Annotated in this window: 20 protein-coding genes; 13 read left to right on the plus strand and 7 right to left on the minus strand. The window is 41.1% G+C overall.

Going from position 1 to position 22,026, the window contains the following annotated elements; translation table 11 throughout:
• Positions 1 to 153 precede the first annotated feature (153 nt).
• Together V6E90_RS11900 and V6E90_RS11905 are read right to left on the minus strand one after the other, a co-directional pair.
• The gene (locus tag V6E90_RS11900) at positions 154 to 582 is read right to left on the minus strand and encodes an RNA-binding S4 domain-containing protein (RefSeq protein WP_004652990.1); all 429 of its coding nucleotides are present in this window, start codon (positions 580 to 582) and stop codon (positions 154 to 156) included.
• Positions 566 to 1,270 carry an HAD-IA family hydrolase gene (locus tag V6E90_RS11905; RefSeq protein ID WP_262758681.1) on the minus strand — a complete coding sequence of 235 codons (705 nt, stop codon included), beginning with the start codon at positions 1,268 to 1,270 and terminating at the stop codon, positions 566 to 568. The genes V6E90_RS11900 and V6E90_RS11905 overlap by 17 nt, the downstream gene beginning before the upstream one ends.
• A gap of 11 nt (positions 1,271 to 1,281) precedes the next feature.
• On the opposite strand from V6E90_RS11905, the gene V6E90_RS11910 reads away from it, so the two are divergent.
• Both V6E90_RS11910 and V6E90_RS11915 read left to right on the plus strand, forming a co-directional pair.
• Positions 1,282 to 2,139, plus strand: a complete 858-nt coding sequence (locus V6E90_RS11910; protein WP_016541124.1) for a 3'(2'),5'-bisphosphate nucleotidase CysQ family protein — start codon at positions 1,282 to 1,284, stop codon at positions 2,137 to 2,139.
• Positions 2,140 to 2,190: 51 nt separating this feature from the next.
• Positions 2,191 to 2,922: a histidine phosphatase family protein gene (locus tag V6E90_RS11915; protein WP_262758680.1), complete on the plus strand. Its 732-nt coding sequence runs from the start codon at positions 2,191 to 2,193 to the stop codon at positions 2,920 to 2,922.
• A gap of 149 nt (positions 2,923 to 3,071) precedes the next feature.
• On the opposite strand, the gene V6E90_RS11920 is transcribed toward V6E90_RS11915, so the two are convergent.
• Entirely contained in the window at positions 3,072 to 3,488 is a 417-nt protein-coding gene (locus tag V6E90_RS11920; protein ID WP_262758679.1) for a hypothetical protein, read from the minus strand.
• Positions 3,489 to 3,805: 317 nt separating this feature from the next.
• On the opposite strand from V6E90_RS11920, the gene V6E90_RS11925 reads away from it, so the two are divergent.
• Both V6E90_RS11925 and V6E90_RS11930 read left to right on the plus strand, forming a co-directional pair.
• Positions 3,806 to 6,637, plus strand: coding sequence for a M66 family metalloprotease (locus V6E90_RS11925; protein ID WP_332605423.1), 2,832 nt, complete (start codon positions 3,806 to 3,808; stop codon positions 6,635 to 6,637).
• Positions 6,638 to 6,825: 188 nt separating this feature from the next.
• Positions 6,826 to 8,094, plus strand: coding sequence for a hypothetical protein (locus tag V6E90_RS11930; RefSeq protein WP_332605424.1), 1,269 nt, complete (start codon positions 6,826 to 6,828; stop codon positions 8,092 to 8,094).
• A gap of 48 nt (positions 8,095 to 8,142) precedes the next feature.
• On the opposite strand, the gene rpsT is transcribed toward V6E90_RS11930, so the two are convergent.
• Positions 8,143 to 8,409 carry a 30S ribosomal protein S20 gene (gene rpsT, locus V6E90_RS11935; protein WP_004652997.1) on the minus strand — a complete coding sequence of 89 codons (267 nt, stop codon included), beginning with the start codon at positions 8,407 to 8,409 and terminating at the stop codon, positions 8,143 to 8,145.
• Between the two features lie 213 nt (positions 8,410 to 8,622).
• Here rpsT and V6E90_RS11940 point away from each other — a divergent pair, with 213 nt between their 5' ends.
• From V6E90_RS11940 to V6E90_RS11960, 5 genes are all read left to right on the plus strand, one after another.
• On the plus strand, positions 8,623 to 9,288 hold the full coding sequence (locus V6E90_RS11940) for an NAD(P)H-binding protein (RefSeq protein ID WP_065342825.1): 666 nt from the start codon (positions 8,623 to 8,625) through the stop codon (positions 9,286 to 9,288).
• 12 nt (positions 9,289 to 9,300) lie between these two features.
• The gene (gene rraA, locus V6E90_RS11945) at positions 9,301 to 9,813 is read left to right on the plus strand and encodes a ribonuclease E activity regulator RraA (RefSeq protein ID WP_016541130.1); all 513 of its coding nucleotides are present in this window, start codon (positions 9,301 to 9,303) and stop codon (positions 9,811 to 9,813) included.
• A gap of 11 nt (positions 9,814 to 9,824) precedes the next feature.
• Positions 9,825 to 10,613 carry a glutathione S-transferase N-terminal domain-containing protein gene (locus V6E90_RS11950; RefSeq protein WP_332605425.1) on the plus strand — a complete coding sequence of 263 codons (789 nt, stop codon included), beginning with the start codon at positions 9,825 to 9,827 and terminating at the stop codon, positions 10,611 to 10,613.
• 116 nt (positions 10,614 to 10,729) lie between these two features.
• On the plus strand, positions 10,730 to 11,083 hold the full coding sequence (locus V6E90_RS11955; RefSeq protein ID WP_332605426.1) for a hypothetical protein: 354 nt from the start codon (positions 10,730 to 10,732) through the stop codon (positions 11,081 to 11,083).
• A 197-nt stretch (positions 11,084 to 11,280) separates the two neighbouring features.
• A complete protein-coding gene (locus V6E90_RS11960; protein ID WP_332605427.1) occupies positions 11,281 to 13,770 on the plus strand; it encodes a tetratricopeptide repeat protein in 2,490 nt (829 codons plus the stop codon).
• Positions 13,771 to 13,866: 96 nt separating this feature from the next.
• Here the strand turns inward: V6E90_RS11960 and V6E90_RS11965 are convergent, their stop codons facing one another.
• The gene (locus tag V6E90_RS11965; protein WP_065342821.1) at positions 13,867 to 15,402 is read right to left on the minus strand and encodes an acetyl-CoA C-acetyltransferase; all 1,536 of its coding nucleotides are present in this window, start codon (positions 15,400 to 15,402) and stop codon (positions 13,867 to 13,869) included.
• Between the two features lie 223 nt (positions 15,403 to 15,625).
• Here V6E90_RS11965 and V6E90_RS11970 point away from each other — a divergent pair, with 223 nt between their 5' ends.
• The 3 genes from V6E90_RS11970 to V6E90_RS11980 all read left to right on the plus strand — a co-directional run bounded on the left by V6E90_RS11970 (position 15,626) and on the right by V6E90_RS11980 (position 19,273).
• The gene (locus V6E90_RS11970; RefSeq protein ID WP_332605428.1) at positions 15,626 to 17,017 is read left to right on the plus strand and encodes a 3-oxoacyl-ACP reductase; all 1,392 of its coding nucleotides are present in this window, start codon (positions 15,626 to 15,628) and stop codon (positions 17,015 to 17,017) included.
• A 66-nt stretch (positions 17,018 to 17,083) separates the two neighbouring features.
• A complete protein-coding gene (locus tag V6E90_RS11975) occupies positions 17,084 to 17,938 on the plus strand; it encodes a MaoC family dehydratase (RefSeq protein WP_016541135.1) in 855 nt (284 codons plus the stop codon).
• 81 nt (positions 17,939 to 18,019) lie between these two features.
• Positions 18,020 to 19,273 carry a serine hydrolase domain-containing protein gene (locus tag V6E90_RS11980; protein ID WP_332605429.1) on the plus strand — a complete coding sequence of 418 codons (1,254 nt, stop codon included), beginning with the start codon at positions 18,020 to 18,022 and terminating at the stop codon, positions 19,271 to 19,273.
• Here the strand turns inward: V6E90_RS11980 and V6E90_RS11985 are convergent.
• Positions 19,270 to 19,788, minus strand: coding sequence for a GNAT family N-acetyltransferase (locus V6E90_RS11985; RefSeq protein ID WP_332605430.1), 519 nt, complete (start codon positions 19,786 to 19,788; stop codon positions 19,270 to 19,272). The genes V6E90_RS11980 and V6E90_RS11985 overlap by 4 nt on opposite strands.
• A gap of 12 nt (positions 19,789 to 19,800) precedes the next feature.
• The gene (locus tag V6E90_RS11990) at positions 19,801 to 20,385 is read right to left on the minus strand and encodes a TetR family transcriptional regulator (protein ID WP_016541138.1); all 585 of its coding nucleotides are present in this window, start codon (positions 20,383 to 20,385) and stop codon (positions 19,801 to 19,803) included.
• A gap of 127 nt (positions 20,386 to 20,512) precedes the next feature.
• Between V6E90_RS11990 and V6E90_RS11995 the strand changes: the two genes are divergently transcribed.
• Positions 20,513 to 22,003, plus strand: a complete 1,491-nt coding sequence (locus V6E90_RS11995; protein ID WP_065342818.1) for an MFS transporter — start codon at positions 20,513 to 20,515, stop codon at positions 22,001 to 22,003.
• Positions 22,004 to 22,026: the final 23 nt, after the last annotated feature.

Raw genomic sequence — 22,026 nt, forward strand, 5'->3', positions numbered from 1 at the left:
TTTATTTCTTAACGACTAACCCAAGTGGATGTATTGAATCTCAACTTGTTGGGACTTGAGTATAGTGGCAGATTCTCATTGTTTATTCTACATCTGATCTGTGTCTATGCGACACAAGATGACGCGTCCAAAATGAGAAAATATCCATCTCATCTATTCATCATGATAAGACCAGGATTGGACATTTTCTTGCTTAAAACGATTGATATCACGACGATCTTTTTTACTTGGTCGATGATCGGGTCGGGCTAGATTATGCAATTTTCGTTGTGATGCATGCAACTCTCTACGCGCAATACTTTCTGTTGTTTCTTCATAAAGTAACTGAGCTGCTGGAGCACCGCCTCGGACGGCAGAAAGAGCCTTCACCACCACCGTTTTTTTCTCGAAACCTTGTTGAATGGTGAGTTCCATTCCAATCCGGACATCTCTAGAAACTTTAACCCGATCATTGTTGTGGTGAACTTTACCACCTTCAATCGCGGCCTTGGCAATCGAGCGTGTTTTAAAAAAACGAGCTGCCCAAAGCCATTTATCAATGCGCATGGCATCCATGCTGTCTGGTTCATGCTGTTTTGGCATCTGTTACCTGTTGGTTGGTTTCAAGATAATCAAAAAGTTCGGTTAAATGATCAAGGGCAGGGTACGGCAACTCAGTTGCGGCTCTTGCAGCTTTACTGCTGGAAGGCTGTAATATACTGAATAACTGTTGGATACCGAAGCCTTCTGCGCCTTTGAGTACAGCAACTGTGTCATCAATAAAGACCGCTTGTGCAGGGTCAAATGGATGTTGTTGCTGCAACTTTTGCCAGAATGCCACTTCTTCTTTGGCATGCCCGAGTTCTTCACTACTGATCATAAGTTCAAAGTAGGGGCTGAGTTCGACATTTTCAAGTTTAAGTTGTAGACCTGCACGATCAGCATTGGTCAATAGCCAACAACGATAGCCATGTGCATTCAACTGTTGCAAGAGCTGATGACAGCCAGTTCGTGCACGTATTTTTTCACGATGTTCGTATTGCAGTTGCAACACATCAACACCTACTTTAGCCGTCCAGTGCGCCGAAGAATACCAAGATAGTGTATGCTTATGTTGTTGGTAGAATTGAAATAGTGTTTGCTGGCTTTGCTCAAGTGTACATTGGTGAACTTGGGCGTGTCGTTCAGGCAGACAATGATTCCAGATAAAATCATCAAAGGCTAAATCGAGTAATGTACCGTCCATGTCAAACATGGCAATCGGTTGCTGCTGTAAATCTGAATATGACATAAGGTTGGTCTATGTTTATTAAAACGCTTGCTCCCCAAGATCAGTTAATCTCTCAACTTGTTCCGATCATGGCGCAGGCTAGTCAAATATTGCTGGAAGAATACCAAAGTTATTGTGCTGGGTGCGAGTTTAATATTCAGGAAAAAAGTGATGATTCGCCTGTCACACAAGCTGATTTAAAGGTAAATCACTTTTTATTAAAGCACTTAGCAACAGTTACGCCACAATTACCTGTGTTATCAGAAGAAAGTGATTATTCTGCCCGAGCGGCATGGCAACGCTGTTGGATGTTGGATCCACTGGATGGAACTAAAGAGTTTATCCATGAGCGTGATGAATTTACGATTAATCTTAGTTTGATTGAAGATCACCAAACCACGTTCGCGATTATTGCGGTGCCGTGTGAGCAGGTGATGTACATCGGACATACCTCGCAATTACCGTATAAATATAGTTTTAGCCGTCAAGAATGGTTCCAATATCAGCTTGAAGATCATGATTTTGCTGCACCGTTGCAAATTGGTTTGAGTCATAACAGTAAAAATCCAAAGTATAAAAACTTTATTGAGCCAATTTTACAGAGTCGTCAGGTAGAGCGTCGTGAAGCAGGCAGTGCTTATAAGTTTTGTATGATGCTGGAAGGGGAAATTGATATTTATCCTCGTTTCCATCCAACTTCGGAGTGGGATACGAGTTCAGGTCAAGCCCTGCTTGAAAGTATTGGTGGTGGTTTGATGACTTTGGATGAAAAACCTTTTATTTATAATCAACGTGAAACGGTTTTAAATGGTGGCTTTATCGCTTATCGAGATCAGCATTGCAAAAATATTGCATATGATGCGTTAAGTCGGTCTGGCATTTTAGATTGAGACTTATCTGGCTCATGCTATAGTGGGTTAAATTAAAGCTTGTATGTGAATATGACTCTGCATTTATTGCCTAAAAGCATGTTTGAAGCCATTGATTTACTTCCTGATGCTTCTACCCCTGTAACTTTATTTACGCGTCACTCTTTGCGTGAATTGGTCAATGGACAAGGTTTGGCTGGTTATGATCTTCAGTTAACTGAACAAGGTCGTGAGCTGGCCTATGCTTGGGGGCAATATTTAATCCAGAATACCGATCGGGCGATTCAACATTGTATTTCTAGCCCGATTCAGCGTTGTGTTGATACGGCAGCTTTAATGATTGAAGGTGCAGATGAAACGCGCAAAGCCGTCAATACGCATCAAATTGAAATTGTTGAGCAACGTCTATTGGTCGAACCCGGCAGCTTTGTTTTGGATATCCAGCAGGCAGCGCCTTATTTCCGTAAACAGGGTGCGCTAGGGTTTATCAATAGTTTTGTGAATAATGCCTTACCCGGAATGAAGCATCCGATCACAGGTGTATTTGATGTCTTAGAGCTGCTTTATCATACCCATCCGACCCAACAGGGTGGTTTAAGTTTGGCAGTGAGCCATGACACCATTCTTGCAGCAATCGTTGCGGTGATCTCTGGTAAAAATCAAATTGAACAAACCGATTGGCCAGAGATGATGGAAGGCCTCTTTGTATGGTTTGAAGGTGATGATTTTGCGGAAAGTCAATTAAAATGGATCTGGCGTGGTGAGCGGAAAACGTTAGAAATAAAGCAGTTTTTGAATCGTTAGTGTTGATTGATCATAGCAATGTTGCTTTGGAATATTAAAATAAAATCACATAGTGACTCGGCTGAGACATAGAGTGAAATTGCTGTTGATGTTTGAATCCAAACCTAACATCTGGATTCAAACATCAACATGATTGGATTGAAGTCTGATCAACCACATTTTCCAATTTTTTGTCCTTCGATCTGACTGAGCTTTGCTTGCAACTGAGTTGAAGCTGAGCAGTGAATATTACCTGAAATAATCGACTTATCTAAACTCAATGTTGTTGCAGCTTGTGCAATATCTATGTCACCACTGACACTTGAGTTGATTAATCTAATTGCTTTTGCTTGCTTAGCTTGAATGCTGCCTTGGATAGAAGAGCTATTTAAAATTAAACTGCCACCTTTCGCAATATTTACATCGCCTTCAATTGATGAATTGTTGAGTGTGCAATGTGCACCTGCGGGAACGCTGAGATCACTGATCGTGTTGTTCTCGATGGTATTTGTGCAGCTTGCAGCAAAACTTAGACTACTGCATGAAAAAAGTGTTACTGCGATGATGAGCTTCCCATTCTTGTTCATTTGGCTCTCCAATTTTTGTAGATTGATTGTTGCTCAAAATTTAAATTTAAATGAATTCTAACTGGATACAATAGGTGGTTTGAGTGAGGGAAATGTGGTGCTGGTGGGTGAGTTGTGTTTAATTTAGAAATGTAAATAAAATTGAATTGGGTTAAAAGTGTAATAAATCCAGCATTTCTTGTTTTTGCGATAAATTAATTTCCCTTCTTGTTGATTAAGTTGCTAATATGTATAACTATATGATTTATATTAATTTTAACTATTTAACGTAATTTGTCATTAACGATAATTTATCAAATTTTTCTTGGGGAAGTGTGATGCAATTGCAACTTAAGCATTTAACGGTCTGTTTACTGTCGATTATGATGGTTGCTTGTGGTGGTGGAGGTTCAGATCATTCGGGCGCCACAACCAATACTGAACCACCAAGCAATAATAATGTTGCTGGTGGCGGTAGCAGCATAATACCTGGTGAAGGCAGCAATGAATTACCAGGTGATGGAACATCCGAAACGCCTGACCAAGGTGAAGAAGAAACACCTTCGATTCCACCAGTGGGAGAAAAGTATCCAGAGCCACAAAGGGATATTGTTGATGAGGCCGTTTTAGGCTTTTATGATTACGATAAACTTGGGTTACCAAGGTTATTACGCAATGATTTAAATGGCAGTTTTGCTGCGATGCTACAATTTGCACAAAGTCATGTGGTCAATCCTAAAAATAATGAAAAAGATTCAATGCCGCGCTTAACCACAGAAAAAGATGCCTTGTTATTGGTGACACCACTTGCGGAAATGGGTGACCTACAGAAATTACAAGTTGAGATCTATCAAGGTAATCAACTGCTCAGAACGGTTAAGTTGAAAGAACCATCAAGAATTGCAGCATCTGATCAGTCCAATACGGATGGGCGCCCACCAGTGAGCTATTCAAAGCGAGCGTGGACAGTTGCCTTAAAATGGAGTGAGATCCGAGCTGGTCTACATCTTCGTGTGGTTGATCCACTGAATAATCGTAGTGGTGATTTAACTGCGAACAATATTGATTTAGCCGCACCGGGTGAATTGGTATTGCAAAATATCCGTCTAGGCCTATTGACCGACCCACCGAAATCTACAGGTCATTATATGCTGCTCGAGCCTGCAAAGGCGGGTACGGATTATTTCCAGACCATTCCTGCGGCACGCATGATTGTCGCTAAATATGATGACTTGAAACTGAATAAAGTTATGGTGGCAAGCGGTGTTATTTATGATGCGGTGAGTGCTACGACAGGTGATGTATATACTGGTGATATGCGTGAAGATACGGCCAAATCGACTTTTGGTGTAGGAATCAACTTGGCCAATGTTGGTGCGACCAGTGCATCTATGCTAGACCAAGTTCAACCAATGGTGTTTGATAATGTGGAGAAAAAATATAAACCACTTAATCAAAGTGTCGTTGCGCATTATGCACGTGGTAAATATAGCAACGGTGAGGCAACTCATGGCTTAAGTGGTGGTAATGGCATGTTGACGCTGATTGATTCTGTGGGCAATGAATTTAGCCATGAGATTGGCCATCATTATGGGTTGGGACATTATCCTGGCGCTGCAGGTACAAATATGTTTTGGGCGGCACATCATGCGGATAGTGGTTGGGGCTATATTGCCTTTAGAAATAAAATGCGTGGTAACCTCAATTGGACCACCACCAATTTAGGCGATGGTGCCAATGGCGTACCAAACTTCTTAAATAAATATGCCTATGGTTGGGATGCGATGTCGGGTGGTGCAACTGCAAGTGGTATCTCTAAATATACTCATTACACCGGTTATAGTACTTATTCAAGAATCCAACCTGCATTTGATCGTTATGTGTGGGATGCAAGTTCACCAACAGGCTATAAAAAATGGAATGCAACAACACGGGTGATGGAGGTTGCACAGCCTAAGACCCCAGACTCGGGCAATGTTTGGTATAACCGTACTGATGGCAATTACTTGAAACCTAAAATGTTTGGTGTACCAGTCTATACAATCTTGGGTGGATATGATCCAGAGGCGCAGATTGGCTTGGTTTATCCTGCCGCCAAAGGGAACTGGGGTAATGTATTTGATTTACCACAAGCCAATCCGAATGCAGCAACAGCAAGTTGTTGGCTGAATGTGCAGTTTGCCAGTACGAGTCAAAATATTGCTTTGGCGCCGCAGCGTATGGGTGCTAAAAGCAATGCCAATAAATTTCATGTCAACTTTGCACAAAGTGAGGCACCACAGCAAGTCAATCTATATTGTAAAAAGGCCAATCAGGCGGCAGTATTATTGTCGAGTATATCGATACCTGCCAATACCACTGTCCTAGCGCCAGCAGTTGAGATTGGTAAAGAGGCTGAATATTCAGCTCTGAGAACAATAGAACTGCCACAGTTAGAACAGGCTTTGCTAGAGAATAAAGATAAGGCAGTTGTCAATCTTTCGCCTGAATCTAAGTTGTTGTTTGATTCATACCGAACTTTTAAAGATCAACTATCACCTGATGCACAAAATGAAATGGTGCGTTATACCCAGCAGCAAATTAAGCTTTATCGACTCAATCGCTGGATCAATGTCTATCGTTCGGATTTAAATAATTTAAACACCGATGCAGTGAAAGCATTTCAGAGCTTTGTCGAAAAACTAGCGCTTAAAGGCGATCTGAATATTGTATCGAGTACCAGTCTATTGAATCGGAACAATTGCCTCAAAGCTGAAACGTTAGCAAATGGTCAGCTCAATGCATTTATCAGTGGCCCGATAGGTTGTGTGGGGGATGATTCTGAGAAGTGGGTCTATGATGCCTTGGGTAAAATTCATAACAAGCAATATATTGATCAATGTTTAACGACGACTGCAGGCAATGTGATTAATCTGATGCCGTGTAGTGGTACAACAAGTCAGGTTTGGGGAGTTGATGTGACTGCACAAGCGATTAAGCAGTCAAATCAGTGCTTTGATTTGGAGGGCGGTTATTTAAGCAATAATCGTGCACGCTTAATTCGTTATCGTTGTACCAGTGGTTCAAATCAGAAATGGACGATCCCTGTTGTCAATAACAGCTTGATGCTCGCTGGATTGTCTGCAAAGAATTTACCTGTTGCAATCAAGGTGCTGGCTGTTAGCCCTTAATTGCTTAACAAGTTTATTTAAATGTCATAAATCAATGATATGAAGTTCTGCGGAGCTTCATATTTTTTTATCCAGAATATAATTTTTGGAAAGTTAAAAAAATAATAAAAGTGCACTTTTAAAATCTGTCGTTTTTCGTCATGATAGGCTTATAAAAAGAGAAACTTGACACATAATTGGATAAAAAGATGTTATCAAACACGATTTATTTATGGGAGCCTGAAATTTTTACAGGTAAGGTTCCTGCAGAAGATGATTCACATCAAGTTGCCTTTGAATTGCATCAACAATATCGTCATATTTCTAGTCATGGCAGAACTTTGCATGCGTGGTTGGACTTATTTAGCAACAAGATTTGTGATCCACAGTACCAATCTTATTTTTCTGAACAAACGCAGCAATGGGTGCAGGGGATTAAGAGCAAGTTTGCTCAAGGATTGTATGCCAGTGTGCAAGTCGATATTTTGGAAAATGAGGCACAAAATGATGCGGTCTATCGAGTCTTTTATGAGGCCGCACATGAAACAGGAATTGGCTTCTATGAGTCGAATTATAATGTCTGGGCCATAGGGGAGTTACAATCTCCTGAAAATGCGGTGTCCAATATGTTGCAGCCTTATTTACTCGAGCCTTTGCAAGTCAAACAGCTTGAGTTTGCTCCTGAAGTTGAGCCTGCTGTATTAGTGAGCGATTTTCAGATGCCACGGAATATGCCTGAAGCAGAACAATTAATTAGCCAGTGGTTTGAACAACAAAAGGATACGCAGTATCTTAAGCTTGATGTCTTTAATGTTGTGCATGATTTTATTTCGAATTGGGGCAACATTGGCCGACCTGAGTTGGCATTGGATACAGGTTATCGTTGCTTTTTGCTGACCCAAAAACAGTTGGGGGTTTTTTATCAAATCAAGATGGTGCTTAGAAAGTTAACAGTTAGTCCAATGCTGTCTTTTGCGATGGATTTTACCGATCGGTTTATTCCTGAGCAGTTGCAAGAGCAGTTGTCTGAACGTTTGATTTTTCGCCTACGTTCAATGGATATCCATAAAAATACAGGACAGAAAAATAATAGTGAACTTTGTTTTGCATTGACGGGACGTTGGGATTCGCAGGCTGATATTCAGGATTTTTTCAAAAATTTAGATGCTTATATTGATTTTATCTTTACAAATCTAGGGCAAGGTCGACTAGAGGTGTTGCAGGCGTGGGCCTATGGCGAGATGCCGGCAGATTTTAAAATTGATCTGGATTTTCGTTTTGAGTTGATGATGATTGCATTAAGCCAAGATCTCGCATATTTAAAACAACGCTATCAATACCATAAGGCCGTATTGATGCAGAATAACGCACGGGCCAGTGATTTGGGTTTATTGGAAGAAAGCTATAAGTTCTGTCAGAAATTGATCAAGATTGTGATTGAGGCGGGTACAGGTTTACAGCCCTATATTCCAAAATAAAGACAATAAAAAAGCCCGAAAAATTCGGGCTTTTTTATATGCTTCAAATTAGTTAGCTAATGCTTTAACTTGAGCGTTTAAGCGGCTCTTATGACGAGCAGCTTTATTTTTGTGGATGATGCCTTTATCAGCCATACGGTCGATAACTGGAACAGCAGTTTTATAAGCTTCTGTAGCAGTAGCATAATCACCAGCAGCGATCGCGTTTACAGTACGTTTGATGTAAGTACGAACCATTGAACGCAAGCTTGCGTTGTGTTTACGTGCTTTAACGTTTTGACGAGCACGTTTTTTAGCTTGAGCAGAGTTTGCCACTCGTGCACTCCTTGAAAATAAGTTGGTCTGGGCGGGCTGAAGTTAAAACCAAAATAACATTGGCAACATTCACCAGCCCGTAAACAAGTGCCATATTTTGAGGAAACTAAGCCCCGAAGTCAAGCCTTGTGATACTTTTAAGTACATTTTACAGGTGATAATCGTGCAAGAAAACGTTACATTAGGTTTATTCATGGCTTAGAGCGAATAAAAATGAAAATAGGTGAGAAAAAAGCAATTATCATTGGTGCGACAGGATTGGTCGGTCAGGCGCTTGTAGATGAGTTACAGCATTCTGATGACTTCAGTGATATTACCGTGGTCGTAAGAAAAAAATCAGATACATTAAAAGCTTATAGTAAGGTCACTCAGCTTGTTTTAGAAGATTTTCTGCTGCTGAATGATGAAGATGTCAGTCGCTATACCCATGCATTTAGTTGCTTGGGAAGCACCATAAAACAGGCGGGATCGAAAGAGGCCTTCTATGCAATTGATTATGAAATCAATGCTCATTTTGCAGATTTGGTTCAGGATAAAAATATTCATTTATTGGTGGTCAGTGCGTTGGGAGCGAACGCTAATTCACCAGTTTTCTATAATAAAGTAAAAGGTGAGCTGGAAAATTACCTGAAAAGTCTGTCAATTTATAAGCTATCGATCTTCCAGCCTTCACTTTTAATTGGAAAACGCAGTGATGTTCGCTTGTTAGAAGATCTGGCACAGACAGCATTTAAGTTGGTCGAAAAAGCGTGGACCAGACCGTTTAAACTTAAACCTGTATCGGCAGAGCAATTGGCGCATACTATGTTGCTTGCGGCACAAACGCAGACAGCTGCATTCAAATGCTATGACAATTTAAGTATACAACAAAGCAAATAATGGAGAATTTCAGTGACAACGATCCCTTTTGTAACTTGTGATTTATTAGATGATAACCCTGAAAAAGATTTGCAAGTGGTCACACCATCCTTAGATGGCAAGTTTTTTAAAAGCTATGGAGCACGTAAAACTTTTGGTGGGCAAGTCGTCACTGTAAAGTGTTTTGAAGATAACTCCCGTGTAAAAGAGCTGTTGGCAACCGATGGTACAGGCAAGGTCTTAGTTGTTGATGGTGGCGCTTCAATGCGTTGTGCCTTGATGGGTGATTTAATTGCGGAGTCGGCGGTTAAGCATCATTGGAATGGTGTGGTGATTTATGGCTGTGTGCGTGATGTCGATGCCATTGCAGAACTTGATTTGGGTGTGCATGCATTGGCTGCGATTCCACAAAAAAGTAATCGTAAAGGCATAGGTGAAGTGGATATCACGTTGTATTTTGGCGGTGTAACCATCAATTCTGGCGATTATATCTATGCAGATAATAATGGCATTGTGATTGCAAAAGAAAAACTAACTGACTGTTAAAGGATAACCCGATGCTAAAAATGGTGAGCCACCAATTCAAGGTTTTACAATCTGTATGTGCAACGCTGATTGAAGGTGGGCGAGGTGTCTCTGGTACACCATTTCCCAATCAACCTGCAAAAGCACTTAAGCTCTATGAGTTTGAAGGTTCTCCATTTTGTCGCCGTGTCCGTGAAGTGATCACTTTGTTGAATTTGGATGTGGAGATTTATCCATGTCCAAAAGGTGGTCAAAAATATCGCCACATCGTGAAAGCTCAAGGTGGGAAAAGGCAGTTTCCATTTTTGATTGATGAAAATACGGGTGATCAGTTATATGAATCACAGCAGATTATTCATCATCTGTTTAAGCATTATGGGAAAACGGGTCAAACACCGAAAAAGTTTAGTCATTATCCAAAACTTCCTTATATCTCTGCGTTAGCGACTGTGGCGAATGCAGCACGTGGTGTGTGGATTAATCCGCAGATTGTTGAGCGTCCAGCACCAGCGCAGTTATTAGAGCTGTGGAGCTTTGAGGCAAGTCCTTATACACGTTTGGTGCGTGAAGTTCTGACTGAGTTGGAGTTGCCATATATTTTGCATAATGTGCCGAAAGAGCGTTGGCAGGATATGGGACCTGCAATTTTACGTTTAAAACCGGGCCAATATATTCCGTTGCCTAATGGTAAGCGCGAAAAGGTTGTTGAACTGATGGGCCGTGATATTCAAGTTCCGTATTTGATTGATCCTAATACCAGCGTGAAAATGTTTGAGTCGGCTAAAATTGTGGAATACCTTAAAAAACAGTATGGCCAATAAATTACGAGAAAGCATCTTTTAGAAGATGCTTTTTTTATAGGTGCAGTCAGTGGTTGCTTCAATGGATGATTTAGCGGTTTAATAGGCTCGAAAATCGCTATATGATCAATCCGAAAATGTTAAGCCAATTAAGCAACCTATTTAAAAGTTCCAAAGCAACGCCTGAGCAATTATTTTTGCAAGAACATGCTTTGAGCTTTGATGCTGAACAAGGGCCGATTCTGAATGGTATCGTCTTAAATGAGCTAGGCTTTCGTTTGGAATATTTTTCAAACCGAAAATTAGACCGGTTTGATGATTTAGAAAAGCTGTTTCGAATCGCACCGCAAATCAATGAAAAGATTGATTTAGAATTATACTCTCAGTGTTTTGTTGAGCGATTGGGGAATACGGAGGGAAATCTTAAAGAACTTAAGCAAGCGATTAAAGTTTTAAATGATTATTATGTGAAGTTTAAACGGGCAAGATAAGTCCTAGATTACAGACAAGACGGATGGATCATATGAAAAGATCGCTCAGTTGTTTGTCATTTTGTATTTGATTGAAAGTTAATACGAGAATAATTGAAATTCAATTTATAATTCAAAACATCGAGTGAATATCTGTTCGGTATTTCTCTTGGAATTCTATATTTCAATTTATAAAGATAATGATTTAGGGTCGATAAATGGCGCATCGTATTTATTTATATAATGTTGATCACGATAAACAAAATACTTATTCGGGATATTTAGGCGAGTGGAAATATGAAATTCCACAGCTGTTACTTCCTCTGTTTTTTATACAGCCAACACGCAAAGGGCATTTACTTTACTTTGATCGTTTGGGGGGTATTGCTTATTTACAACGGTTCTATGATTTGTTGAATGCAACCTATCAATTGGATGGTCAAGCTGATTTTGTTGAGGCTCAGCAGACGATGTTTGAGCTCTTGCAAAACTTACCTTATGAACAGTTTGAAATGGATGCAACTGATGTTTTTAACATGAATGAGGACAGCCATCGTCAACAAGCTCAGGACTGGCTAGAGGAAATAGTAGAAAAAAAATTCTTGTATGACCAAGCGATCACATTAAGGGATTTATCTGTTTTAAATCCGATATTGGCCAGAAGTGGTTATGAGAGCTTTCTTGAGATTTTACAGACAGATTGGATTCAGTGGGGGCTTGGTTATTGGGAAGCATGGCTTTACCGAGACGCAACCGAAAGTTTTGAAAAAAACGGTCTGTGGGGGTTAAAGAATCGTAAAGGAGAGACGGTTGTTACACCACAATTTAGTCAGATTTCAGCATTTAATCAGGACGGAATTGCCGTATTTACCTGCCATGAAAAAAAGGGTTACATCAATCATTACGGGAAGATTTTAGTTGAAGCTCAATTTTCTGAAGCCTATGAAAGTTTCCAAATTGAAGAACAAAATTATGCCGTAGTACATCCACAACACGCGCCTGAGCGGCAAGGGGTCATTTGTCTCGATAACGGGGAATGGAAGATCCCAGCTTGTTATGATGCTATTGAGCAACTACTTTATTCTGATACTTTTAATATTCTACATCAGGCTAAATATCAACTTTTTAATCTTCAGCATCAACTGGTTATTACAGAATCTTCGGGTAGTCCCTTTGAGCAACATTATTTAAATGAACAGCACAAGCTTTATTCTTATGAGCTAGTAGGAACAACAAAGAGACGGTATTTTCTGAGCGATGGAACTTACTTAGGCGAGTTTCTTGAAGATGTACTACAACCACTCAGTCATGGTTATTTATGGATTAATCCGAATAAGTTTCAACGCAAGATCTCGATATTAAAACCGAATGCTGAATTACTGATTGATGAGGTCGATCAACTCAAAGATTGGTCTGCCTATGGCTATACCAGCTTTGCTTATCGAAAACAAAAGAAATGGTATGTATATCAAACCGAAACCCATGAGTTTTTGCTGCAACAGGGAGTGGATAAACTAATAGAAGGTAATTATCTAAATGATCTTAATGATATTTACCCATTTGAAGATGCTGGGAAATATGGATTGTTTGATGCAGCTCAGCAAAAATGGTTAATTCCTCTTTCTCATCAGTTTGAACGTATAGAGCATGTCAGTCATGGTTTCTTTCAGTGTGTGGCGGCAACTGGACGCTCTTATTATGATGCTCAGACAAAGTATTTAAGTGAACATTTTGATTACATTGCGCCTGCGATTCTCCGTTATGACCTTGGATTAGGGCAATTGACATTATTTAAAGGGTTGGAATTATTCTTTATTAATCAGCAACGCCAACTGGAAAAAGCAGAACCAGATCAAGTCGGTCAATTTTATTTGCAGCGTTTTAATTTCCAAGGTAAGGATTTCAAGTTTTTCGAGCAATTTTATTTACGCTGGAAGACTGCCCAAGGCGATATTTATTTTGACCAACTCAAAGCCAAGACTTTGTTGAAAATAGCCCAATCTTTTGAAGAACATGATGATATTGCCCAAGCCATACAATATTATCAGGCTGCTGTAGATCAGGGTGATTGTGAGAGTATGGTGGCATTAGGCCTGATGTATGATAACGGTGAAAGCGTCGAGCAAGATTATACGCGAGCGTTGAACTATTATCAGCAAGCAGCGCATCTGGGCAATGCTTGGGGATGGAATAATTTAGGCTGCATGTATCTGAAAGGGCATGGTGTAGATCAGAATATTCAACAAGCCATTGACTGTTTTAAACAGAGTATACAGTTAGGAAATGGCCAAGCCTGCAAAAATTTAGCAGGACTGTATTATGATGGTGTTGAGGTTGAACAAGATCTTGAAGCCGCGCAAGACTATTACCAACGTGCCGAGAAACAATTGTATTTCTGTGGGGAGCAACTCGCTGATCTTTATTATAGAAAGGCGGCCTATGACCAACTGGCTAAATTGATCAAACGAGATAAAACTGATGCTTATACTGCAATCTATTATGGGTTGATGTATGAGGCAGGACATCAGTTTAAACAGAATATTAAAAAGGCAATTCAGTATTTTGAAAAAGCATTAGATTATGCTGATTATCATTATGTATTGAAGCAGTTGCTTTTTTATTATGGAGAGTCAGAGCAATTTAAAAATCCTGCAAAGTATAAACATTGGAAAAATTATATTGACAGCAATGAAATACAATTGAGCTAATCGTATCCTGATTCAATAGGGTATGGTCATCATAGAAACACCAGAAATAAAAAAGCTGAATCAAATGATTCAGCTTTTTTATGGGCAGATGAACAATTATTTTTCAATAATCGCCGTTACACCTTGACCACCAGCAGCACAGATCGAAACAAGAATACGACCTGAACCTTTTTCATTTAAGATTTTCGCAGCAGTCGCAATGATACGACCACCTGTTGCAGCGAATGGGTGACCTGCAGCTAAAGATGAACCTTTGATGTTCAGCTTGCTACGATCAATTGAACCTAAAGGTGCATCTAGGCCTAAACGCTCTTTACAGAATTTCTCGTCTTCCCATGCTTTCAAGGTAGAAAGAACTTGTGATGCAAATGCTTCATGGATTTCATAGTAGTCGAAATCTTGAAGTTTAAGACCAGCACGCTCAAGCATACGTGGAACTGCATAAGCAGGTGCCATCAATAAGCCTTCTTTCTTACCAACAAAATCAACCGCAGCAGTTTCAGAGAAAGTCAGGTAAGCAAGGACTTCATGACCATTTGCTTTCGCCCATTCTTCAGACGCTAAAAGTACACATGACGCACCATCAGTCAATGGGGTCGAGTTACCCGCTGTCATGGTTGCAGCTTCGCCTTTACCAAATGCAGGTTTTAATTTTGCTAATTTCTCAGCTGTAGAGTCAGCACGTAAGTTGTTGTCACGGCTTAAACCCAAGAATGGCGTGATTAAGTCATCGAAGAAACCTTCTTCGTATGCTTTTGCCATTTTTTGGTGAGAAGAAGCAGCAAGAATATCTTGCTCTTCACGTGGAATACCCCATTCAAGCGCAGTGATTGCTTGATGGTCACCCATTGATAAACCTGTACGTGGTTCACCATTCTTAGGTGCATCCATAAGATCTTTTACATTGATTTTCGCTAACGCTTTTAAACGGTCTTTACCTGTTTTAGCAATGTTAAGTTCAAGTAGGGCTTTACGTAAGCCATCACCGAAAGCGATTGGTGCGTCAGAAGTCGTGTCAACACCACCAGCAACACCCACTTCGATTTGACCTAAAGCGATTTTGTTTGCAACGAGGAATGCTGCTTGTAAACCAGTGCCACATGCTTGTTGAATGTCATATGCAGGTGTTTCTGGTGCAAGTTGCGTATTTAAAACACATTCACGTGTCATGTTGAAATCACGGCTGTGCTTTAATACTGCACCCGCAACCACTTCACCTAGGCGTTGACCTTGTAGGTTGAAGCGCTCAACCAAACCGTTTAACGCAGCTGTAAACATGTCGATGTTAGAAGCTGTGAAATAAGCGCCGTTAGAGCGAGCGAAAGGAATACGGTTACCGCCGATAATGGCAACACGGCGCACAGTGTTTTGGCTCATGGTTTTATCCTGTTGAACAGAAGGTTTGGTTGTTTTAGCTGTAGCTGCTTTGGTCGTTGTAGACGCAGCAGCACTTTTTGTCGTACTCGCACTACGTGTTGTAGAGCGAGCACGCGTTGTTTTTGGTGTCGTCGTTGCCGCTTTCGGAGTTGTGCTTGCAGTTTTACGTGAAGTTGAAGCTGCTTTTGATGTATTTGACACAGTCTCTTGAGCGGAAGTCTCGACTGCTGGATTTTCTTGAGTTGTTTTGCTCATAAGGCTTTTCCAAGCATAATTGCGATATTCTTGCTACAAACATACCATATTTCCGATAGTGCTGTATTGACTAGAATGACGCTTGAGACCACATTCAGGTCAAGACATCTAGACATGAACTCAAGTATGATTTGCTATGAGTCAATCAGACATTGATTTCATGCCATATCCCAACATGATTCATGTGTTTGTAACAAATTCATTTGTATGAGAGATAATAACCATGACTGATCAGTACCAAGCATTTACACAATCACCTTTAGGTAAGTTTGTCGTAAAAAACCTAGGTTTACCATCACCAGTAGCACTAGATCGTTTTGAAAGTGCTCAACCAGTTGTAAATGGTGCAGTATTGCTTGGCGCAGCACCATCTAGTACGATTTCTGCTGCGATTGCTCAAGTTTTGAGTAATATTCATGCAGATAGCTATGTCGGTAATAATGTTGAATTACAACAAACGGCTGCAAAGGTCGGTTTAAATCTTCGTCCTCTTAATGCCGATGACAAAGAATCTAAATTTAAAGCGGTTGTATTTGATGCATCTGGTATTCAAGATTCAGAACAATTAAAAGCGTTATACGACTTCTTCAATCCAATCGCGCGTCAAATCTCAAGTTCAGGCCGTGTGATCGTGATTGGTACCACACCTGAAACTGCCAAAAGAGTCAAACAAGCGATTGCACAACGTGCGCTTGAAGGCTTTATCAAGTCGGTTGGTAAAGAATTCAAAAAAGGGATTACTGCACAAGTGGTTTATGTGGACCAAGGTGCAGAAGCAAATCTTGAATCAACTTTACGTTTCTTGATTTCACCGCGTTCCGCTTATGTCTCTGGTCAAGTGATCCGTGTGTCTAAAGCAGATGTGGTTGATTTAGATTGGGCTAAGCCACTTGCGGGCAAAACAGCATTAGTGACTGGTGCGAGTCGTGGTATTGGTGAAGCGATTGCACATGTATTGGCGCGTGATGGTGCGCATGTCATTTGTTTAGATGTTCCGCAACAACAAGCCGATCTTGAGCGTGTTGCTGGTTCAATTGGTGGTTCAGTATTGGCAATCGATATCACTGCTGCCGATGCAGGTGAGAAAATCAAAACTGCTGCTGCAAAACAAGGCGGTTTAGATGTGATCGTGCATAATGCAGGGATTACCCGTGACAAAACTTTGGCAAATATGAAGCCAGAGCTTTGGGATCTTGTAATTAACATTAACCTGTCTGCAATCGAGCGTGTTAACGATTACTTACTCTCTCATGATGGTTTAAATGCAAATGGTCGTATCGTTTGTGTATCATCAATCAGTGGTATCGCAGGTAACCTTGGTCAAACTAACTATGCTGTGTCAAAAGCAGGTGTCATTGGTTTGGTTAAATTTACTGCGCCGACATTGAAGAATGGGATTACCATCAATGCGGTTGCACCAGGTTTTATCGAAACACAAATGACTGCCGCGATTCCATTCGCGATTCGTGAAGCAGGTCGTCGTATGAACTCGATGAACCAAGGTGGTTTACCTGTAGATGTGGCTGAAGCAATTGCTTGGTATGCATCAACGGGTTCAACTGGTGTGACCGGTAACGTTGTTCGTGTCTGCGGTCAAAGCTTGTTAGGTGCGTAAGCATTAGGGTTTTGAAGAGGGGTGCTTGTGCATCCCTTTTTTATAAAAAATATTGAAAGGTTTATTATGAATACACGTCATTTTAGTCAGTTGCCAAAACCTTATTTAGCTTATCCAAAAGTCATTCAAGGTCTGATTTTTAAAAAGCCAAAGGGCGAAAAGGTATTGCCACAGGTTGAATATGTGGTGGATACACTTAAAATTGATGCCAAGCATTTAGAAAGCTATAACGAGATTTGTGGTTTTAAAAATGATGGTTTCGTGCCAGCAATCTATTTGGCAGTTTTGTCGCAAAGTCTGCAAATGCACATGATGACCAGTGAAGCATTTCCATTCCCAATCTTAGGATTGGTGCATATTCGTAACCAAATCAAGCAAACACGCAAAATTGCTGTGAATGAGCAAATCACTTTATCGTGCAAGTTTGGCGAGCTAAAACCACATGACAAAGGTTTGCAGTTTGATTTCATCACGACTGCAAAAGTCGGTGGTGAAGTGGTGATGGAAAGTTTAACCACTTATTTATCACGCCAAAAAACAGAGAAAAAAGCGACTGAAAAAGCCAAAGAAGTGAAAGAACCTGCTTACCAGCCCCAAGCAGAATGGAATATTTCTGAAAATACAGGCCGTCGTTATGCCGTGATTTCGGGTGACTTTAACTTGATTCATATCCATGCTGTGACTGCAAAAGCGTTTGGCTTTAAACAGGCGATTGCACATGGGATGTGGAGTAAAGCTAAAGCTTTGGCAAGTATTGAGTTGCCAGCGGCTTATGAGGCCGATGTTTGGTTCAAGTTACCGATGTTCTTACCTTCTACAGTAGAGTTTTTAACTGCAGCTGAACCAAAACAGACCGACTTCTTAATTCGTAATGTGAAATCGAAAAAGCCACATGTTGCGGGTACAGTAAAAGCCCTTTAATACCATCATCTAGTGCAAATGATCCCTGTTGTACACAACAGGGAGATTATAAAAAACATAAATATCATAAGGAATTGAGCTGTGATTAAAGAAATACTATTTGCCGATACGCACCATTATCAGGGCAGTGTTGATGAACGCTTTATTGATTTAGCAAGCCAATTTAGTCGCTTGCAAGATGCGCGTAGCCAGCAAGGTGGTGCGGCATTGGTGGTGTATTTCCAAGGTCAAAAAGTGGTTGATATTTTCACAGGTAAGAAATCTCAACAAGAAGATTGGCAATCCGATACTTTAGCGATGTGCTACTCAACCGGAAAAGGTATTCTGGCAACACTTGCCCATATATTGGTCAGTGAAGGTGTGCTGGATTATGAACAGCCGATTGCCTATTACTGGCCTGAGTTTGCTCAGAATGGCAAAGCCAATATTACGCTACGTCATGTCCTGTCTCATCAAAGTGGTCTATTTGATATTCGCAATAGCATTGAAACTGCAACAGAAATGCTGGACTGGTCACATATGTTGGAGGTTATGGCAGCAGCGACACCACGTTTTGCAGCAGGACAAAGTTTTGCTTATCAGCCTTTGACCTATGGTTGGATTTTGGGTGGTGTGATCGAGAAAGCAGCTAAACAACCCTTAAGTTGGTTGATGCAACGTTATCTGGTGCAACCGCTTGAGCTGGATGGTGCGTATTTTGGTACACCAGCTTCAGAATTGGGTCGAGTGGCTCGTTTATTGGAAAAACCAAAAGCACCATCAACAAGTGCGCCACAAAGCAAGAAAAACAATGCCCCACGTAAAGCATCTTTGTCCGAAAGATTATTAGAGCTTTCAGGTCAAAACCCACAAGATTTTCAGGATGCCATGATCCCTAAAGGCATGCGCAATTTTAGTTTCTACAGTGATGAAGGGTTGCAAGCTGTCATTCCTGCGGCCAATGGCGTATTTACTGCGGATAGTTTGGCAAAAGTCTATGCCATGCTGGCCAATCAAGGACAATGGCAAGGGCAGCAACTGATTCGTCCAGAGGTATTTAAGCAACTTAGTACCGTACAAAGTAAAGCGCGTGATCGCGTAATGCCGATTCCAATGCATTGGCGTTTGGGATACCACCGTATTTTAACCATGGGCAAACGTGCGCCACATGGCTTTGGACATGTGGGCTTTAATGGTTCAGGTGCGTGGTGTGATTTTGATCGTGAACTGAGTTTTGCTTATACGCATAACTTTAACGTAACCTCGGCAACAGGGGATTATCGTCTGTGGGGCTTGAGTCAAGAAACGTTACGCTGTGCAGATGAACGATTAACAGGTCGCAAAGGCTGGTTCTAATTGGACTTTGCTTGATAGGGCGGAATATGATAAATCACGGCATCATATTTCTTTTCGGTTTTATGAGCAGCCACTGTTCCACCTAAAAATTCAGCCAGTTTTCGACTTGGCTGATTTTCAGTTGCAACTGGATATAAGAAATATAGAGCGGATAGATGCAAAGAAGCCCATTTGAATACTTCAAACAAGGCTTCTTTAGCAAAGCCTTGTTGATGGTAATCTTCTCGAATCCATAATCCTAATTCGGGTGTTGGGCTATCTAAATGATGTACGCCAATTAAGCCAATAAAGACCTGATCTGGTTTATTCCGTAACACAAAATGGCGATCTGTATGGTTGGTTTCAGCAGTCAGCCATGTTTGCCCAATCTGTTCGAGTTCGGCAAAGCTCTGCGCAGGTTCCCATGCCATATAACGGGTTAAAGTTGTTGTTACACAAGGATAGATGTCAATCAGATCATCCATTTCAAATCGGTATAAATCGAGTCTTGATGTGTGTAGTGCTGGTTGCATCATTTATTACTCATTTTACTTTTTAAATAGTTCGGCTTGAATAATGGCTTCGGTATGACGCTTAAAATCAGTCTCATTCAACCCTAGCAAACCTAACTTATAAATACCTTCTAGACCACAAACAAATGCGATGAGCCGCCATGCAATGTCATGGCTATTCGTATCAAATTGAAACTCGCCGTGTGCTTGGCCTTCATCAATCATACGGACAATGGAATGGTGCCAATCCTGCATGGCGATATTATAAGCCAGTTTGATTTCTTGATCTTGGTCGATTAAAACTTCTGCTTCGTTCCAAAGGCGTAAATAGGGTTGGATTTGTTCAATATTCTCACACCCAAGAAATAATGAGAGACGTTGTAGGTAATTGGCAGTCTGGACCTGATTTTCAATTTCGTCCAATTGCTGCATCAGTTTAATAAAAGCTTCAGCTTTGAGATGTGAGCTAGAGGCAAAGTGATGATGTACTTGCCCTGTTGAGGTTTGGGCTTCAGTGGCGATACGGCGAACCGTCATCGCAGAAAAACCTTCGTTTAAGGCAACCTGCATGGCGGCTTGCAAAATCATTTCACGGCGTTGTTCACGGTTCAAATAAGCCATTCTTTCTCTAGCACCTATCAGCATATACAAATCAGAAACAAACTCACTTAAATCCAAAAGTTGGACAAGTGTTCAATTTTGGTTATAATAACGCCAATTTGAACAGTTGTCCAATTTAGAGGCATTTATGTCACGCAAGTGGTTAATTCTTGCAATTGTTGTATTGATCTATATTCCTGTCGCGATTGATGCAACCATTTTACACGTGGCGACACCTACTTTAAGCGAGTCGCTTTCTTCTTCAGCCAATGAGCTGCTATGGATTATTGATATTTATTCACTGGTCATGGCAGGGCTGATTTTACCGATGGGTGCCTTAGGGGATCGTATTGGTTATAAACGTCTCATGATCATTGGTGCGGTGTTATTTGGTCTGGCCTCATTGGCAGCTGCATTTTCACCAACGGCATTGGCATTGATTGCTTCACGAGCTTTATTGGCCGTGGGTGGGGCAATGATTCTGCCTGCAACTTTGTCGGCAGTGCGTAATACCTTTCTGGATGAAAAGCAGCGTAACTTCGCTTTAGGGATCTGGGCGACAGTTGGTGGTGGTGGTGCAGCTTTTGGTCCCTTACTCGGTGGCTTTTTGCTTGAGCATTTCCATTGGGGCTCAGTCTTCCTGATTAATGTGCCTATCATGATCACCGTGGTGGTATTGGCAGCATTTTTGATTCCAAAACAAACAGGTCAGCCAAAACAGAATCTCAATTTGTTACAAGCATTGGTCTTGGTGATCGCCATCCTGAGTATGATTTACGCCGTGAAATCGGTGATGCATGGCTTTACTGTGTGGTCGATTTTAATTTTTGCCGTTGGTTTCAGTTTGTTGGTTGGTTTTATTCGTCAGCAGTTAACATCAAAATCACCAATGATTGATATTCAATTGTTCAAACACCCCGTTATTGCGACTGGTGTGGTCATGGCGATTGTATCGATGATGGCCTTGGTGGGGTTCGAGCTGTTGGTTTCGCAAGAGCTGCAATTTGTGTATCAGCTTTCGCCATTGGCCGCTGGGGCATTTATTTTACCGTTCATGATTGCGATTAGTTTAGGTGGTCCAATTGCCAGTCTGTTGGTGAACCGTTTTGGTCTACGTTCTGTGGCTTCACTGGGTATGCTGATGAGTGCGATCAGTCTGTGGGGCTTGGCCAATACCGACTTTATGCAAGCACAAATCCATGCATGGGCATGGATGGTGTTATTAGGTTTGAGTGTGGAAATTGCCTTGCTGTCTTCAACTTCAGCAATTATGTCCTCTGTTCCACCAAGTAAAGCGACAGCTGCGGGTGCGATTGAAGGGATGGCATACGAGTTAGGTGCAGGTTTGGGTATTGCATTTTTTGGTCTGATGCTCTCATGGTTCTATGCCAACTCGATTGTGATTCCAAGTGATGTACCGAATAACATGCTGCAACAGGCGAGTAGTTCAATTGGAGAGGCGATTCAAGCGGCGAAACAATTACAGCCAACGCTTGCTGAACATTTGATTCAAGCAGCGAAACAGGCTTTTAGCCAATCGCATCGTTCCGTATTGAATGTGGCTGCATTATTGTTCTTGATTCTGTCGATTTTTATTTGGTTTGCTTTACCAAAAAGAGTCACCGTGGTCGAGGAATAATGATTGACCCTGATCTAAATTAA

It is taken from the genome of Acinetobacter sp. ESBL14, assembly GCF_036668815.1.
GTDB lineage: Bacteria > Pseudomonadota > Gammaproteobacteria > Pseudomonadales > Moraxellaceae > Acinetobacter > Acinetobacter gyllenbergii.

What these genes read in the sequence shown, in the direction of transcription:
- V6E90_RS11900 (WP_004652990.1), bottom strand. Translation starts at nt 582, where the DNA reads ATGCCAAAACAGCATGAACCAGACAGCATGGATGCCATGCGCATTGAT.
- V6E90_RS11905 (WP_262758681.1), bottom strand. Translation starts at nt 1,270, where the DNA reads ATGTCATATTCAGATTTACAGCAGCAACCGATTGCCATGTTTGACATG.
- V6E90_RS11910 (WP_016541124.1), top strand. Translation starts at nt 1,282, where the DNA reads ATGTTTATTAAAACGCTTGCTCCCCAAGATCAGTTAATCTCTCAACTT.
- V6E90_RS11915 (WP_262758680.1), top strand. Translation starts at nt 2,191, where the DNA reads ATGACTCTGCATTTATTGCCTAAAAGCATGTTTGAAGCCATTGATTTA.
- V6E90_RS11920 (WP_262758679.1), bottom strand. Translation starts at nt 3,488, where the DNA reads ATGAACAAGAATGGGAAGCTCATCATCGCAGTAACACTTTTTTCATGC.
- V6E90_RS11925 (WP_332605423.1), top strand. Translation starts at nt 3,806, where the DNA reads ATGCAATTGCAACTTAAGCATTTAACGGTCTGTTTACTGTCGATTATG.
- V6E90_RS11930 (WP_332605424.1), top strand. Translation starts at nt 6,826, where the DNA reads ATGTTATCAAACACGATTTATTTATGGGAGCCTGAAATTTTTACAGGT.
- V6E90_RS11940 (WP_065342825.1), top strand. Translation starts at nt 8,623, where the DNA reads ATGAAAATAGGTGAGAAAAAAGCAATTATCATTGGTGCGACAGGATTG.
- V6E90_RS11950 (WP_332605425.1), top strand. Translation starts at nt 9,825, where the DNA reads ATGCTAAAAATGGTGAGCCACCAATTCAAGGTTTTACAATCTGTATGT.
- V6E90_RS11955 (WP_332605426.1), top strand. Translation starts at nt 10,730, where the DNA reads ATGTTAAGCCAATTAAGCAACCTATTTAAAAGTTCCAAAGCAACGCCT.
- V6E90_RS11960 (WP_332605427.1), top strand. Translation starts at nt 11,281, where the DNA reads ATGGCGCATCGTATTTATTTATATAATGTTGATCACGATAAACAAAAT.
- V6E90_RS11965 (WP_065342821.1), bottom strand. Translation starts at nt 15,402, where the DNA reads ATGAGCAAAACAACTCAAGAAAATCCAGCAGTCGAGACTTCCGCTCAA.
- V6E90_RS11970 (WP_332605428.1), top strand. Translation starts at nt 15,626, where the DNA reads ATGACTGATCAGTACCAAGCATTTACACAATCACCTTTAGGTAAGTTT.
- V6E90_RS11975 (WP_016541135.1), top strand. Translation starts at nt 17,084, where the DNA reads ATGAATACACGTCATTTTAGTCAGTTGCCAAAACCTTATTTAGCTTAT.
- V6E90_RS11985 (WP_332605430.1), bottom strand. Translation starts at nt 19,788, where the DNA reads ATGATGCAACCAGCACTACACACATCAAGACTCGATTTATACCGATTT.
- V6E90_RS11990 (WP_016541138.1), bottom strand. Translation starts at nt 20,385, where the DNA reads ATGGCTTATTTGAACCGTGAACAACGCCGTGAAATGATTTTGCAAGCC.
- V6E90_RS11995 (WP_065342818.1), top strand. Translation starts at nt 20,513, where the DNA reads ATGTCACGCAAGTGGTTAATTCTTGCAATTGTTGTATTGATCTATATT.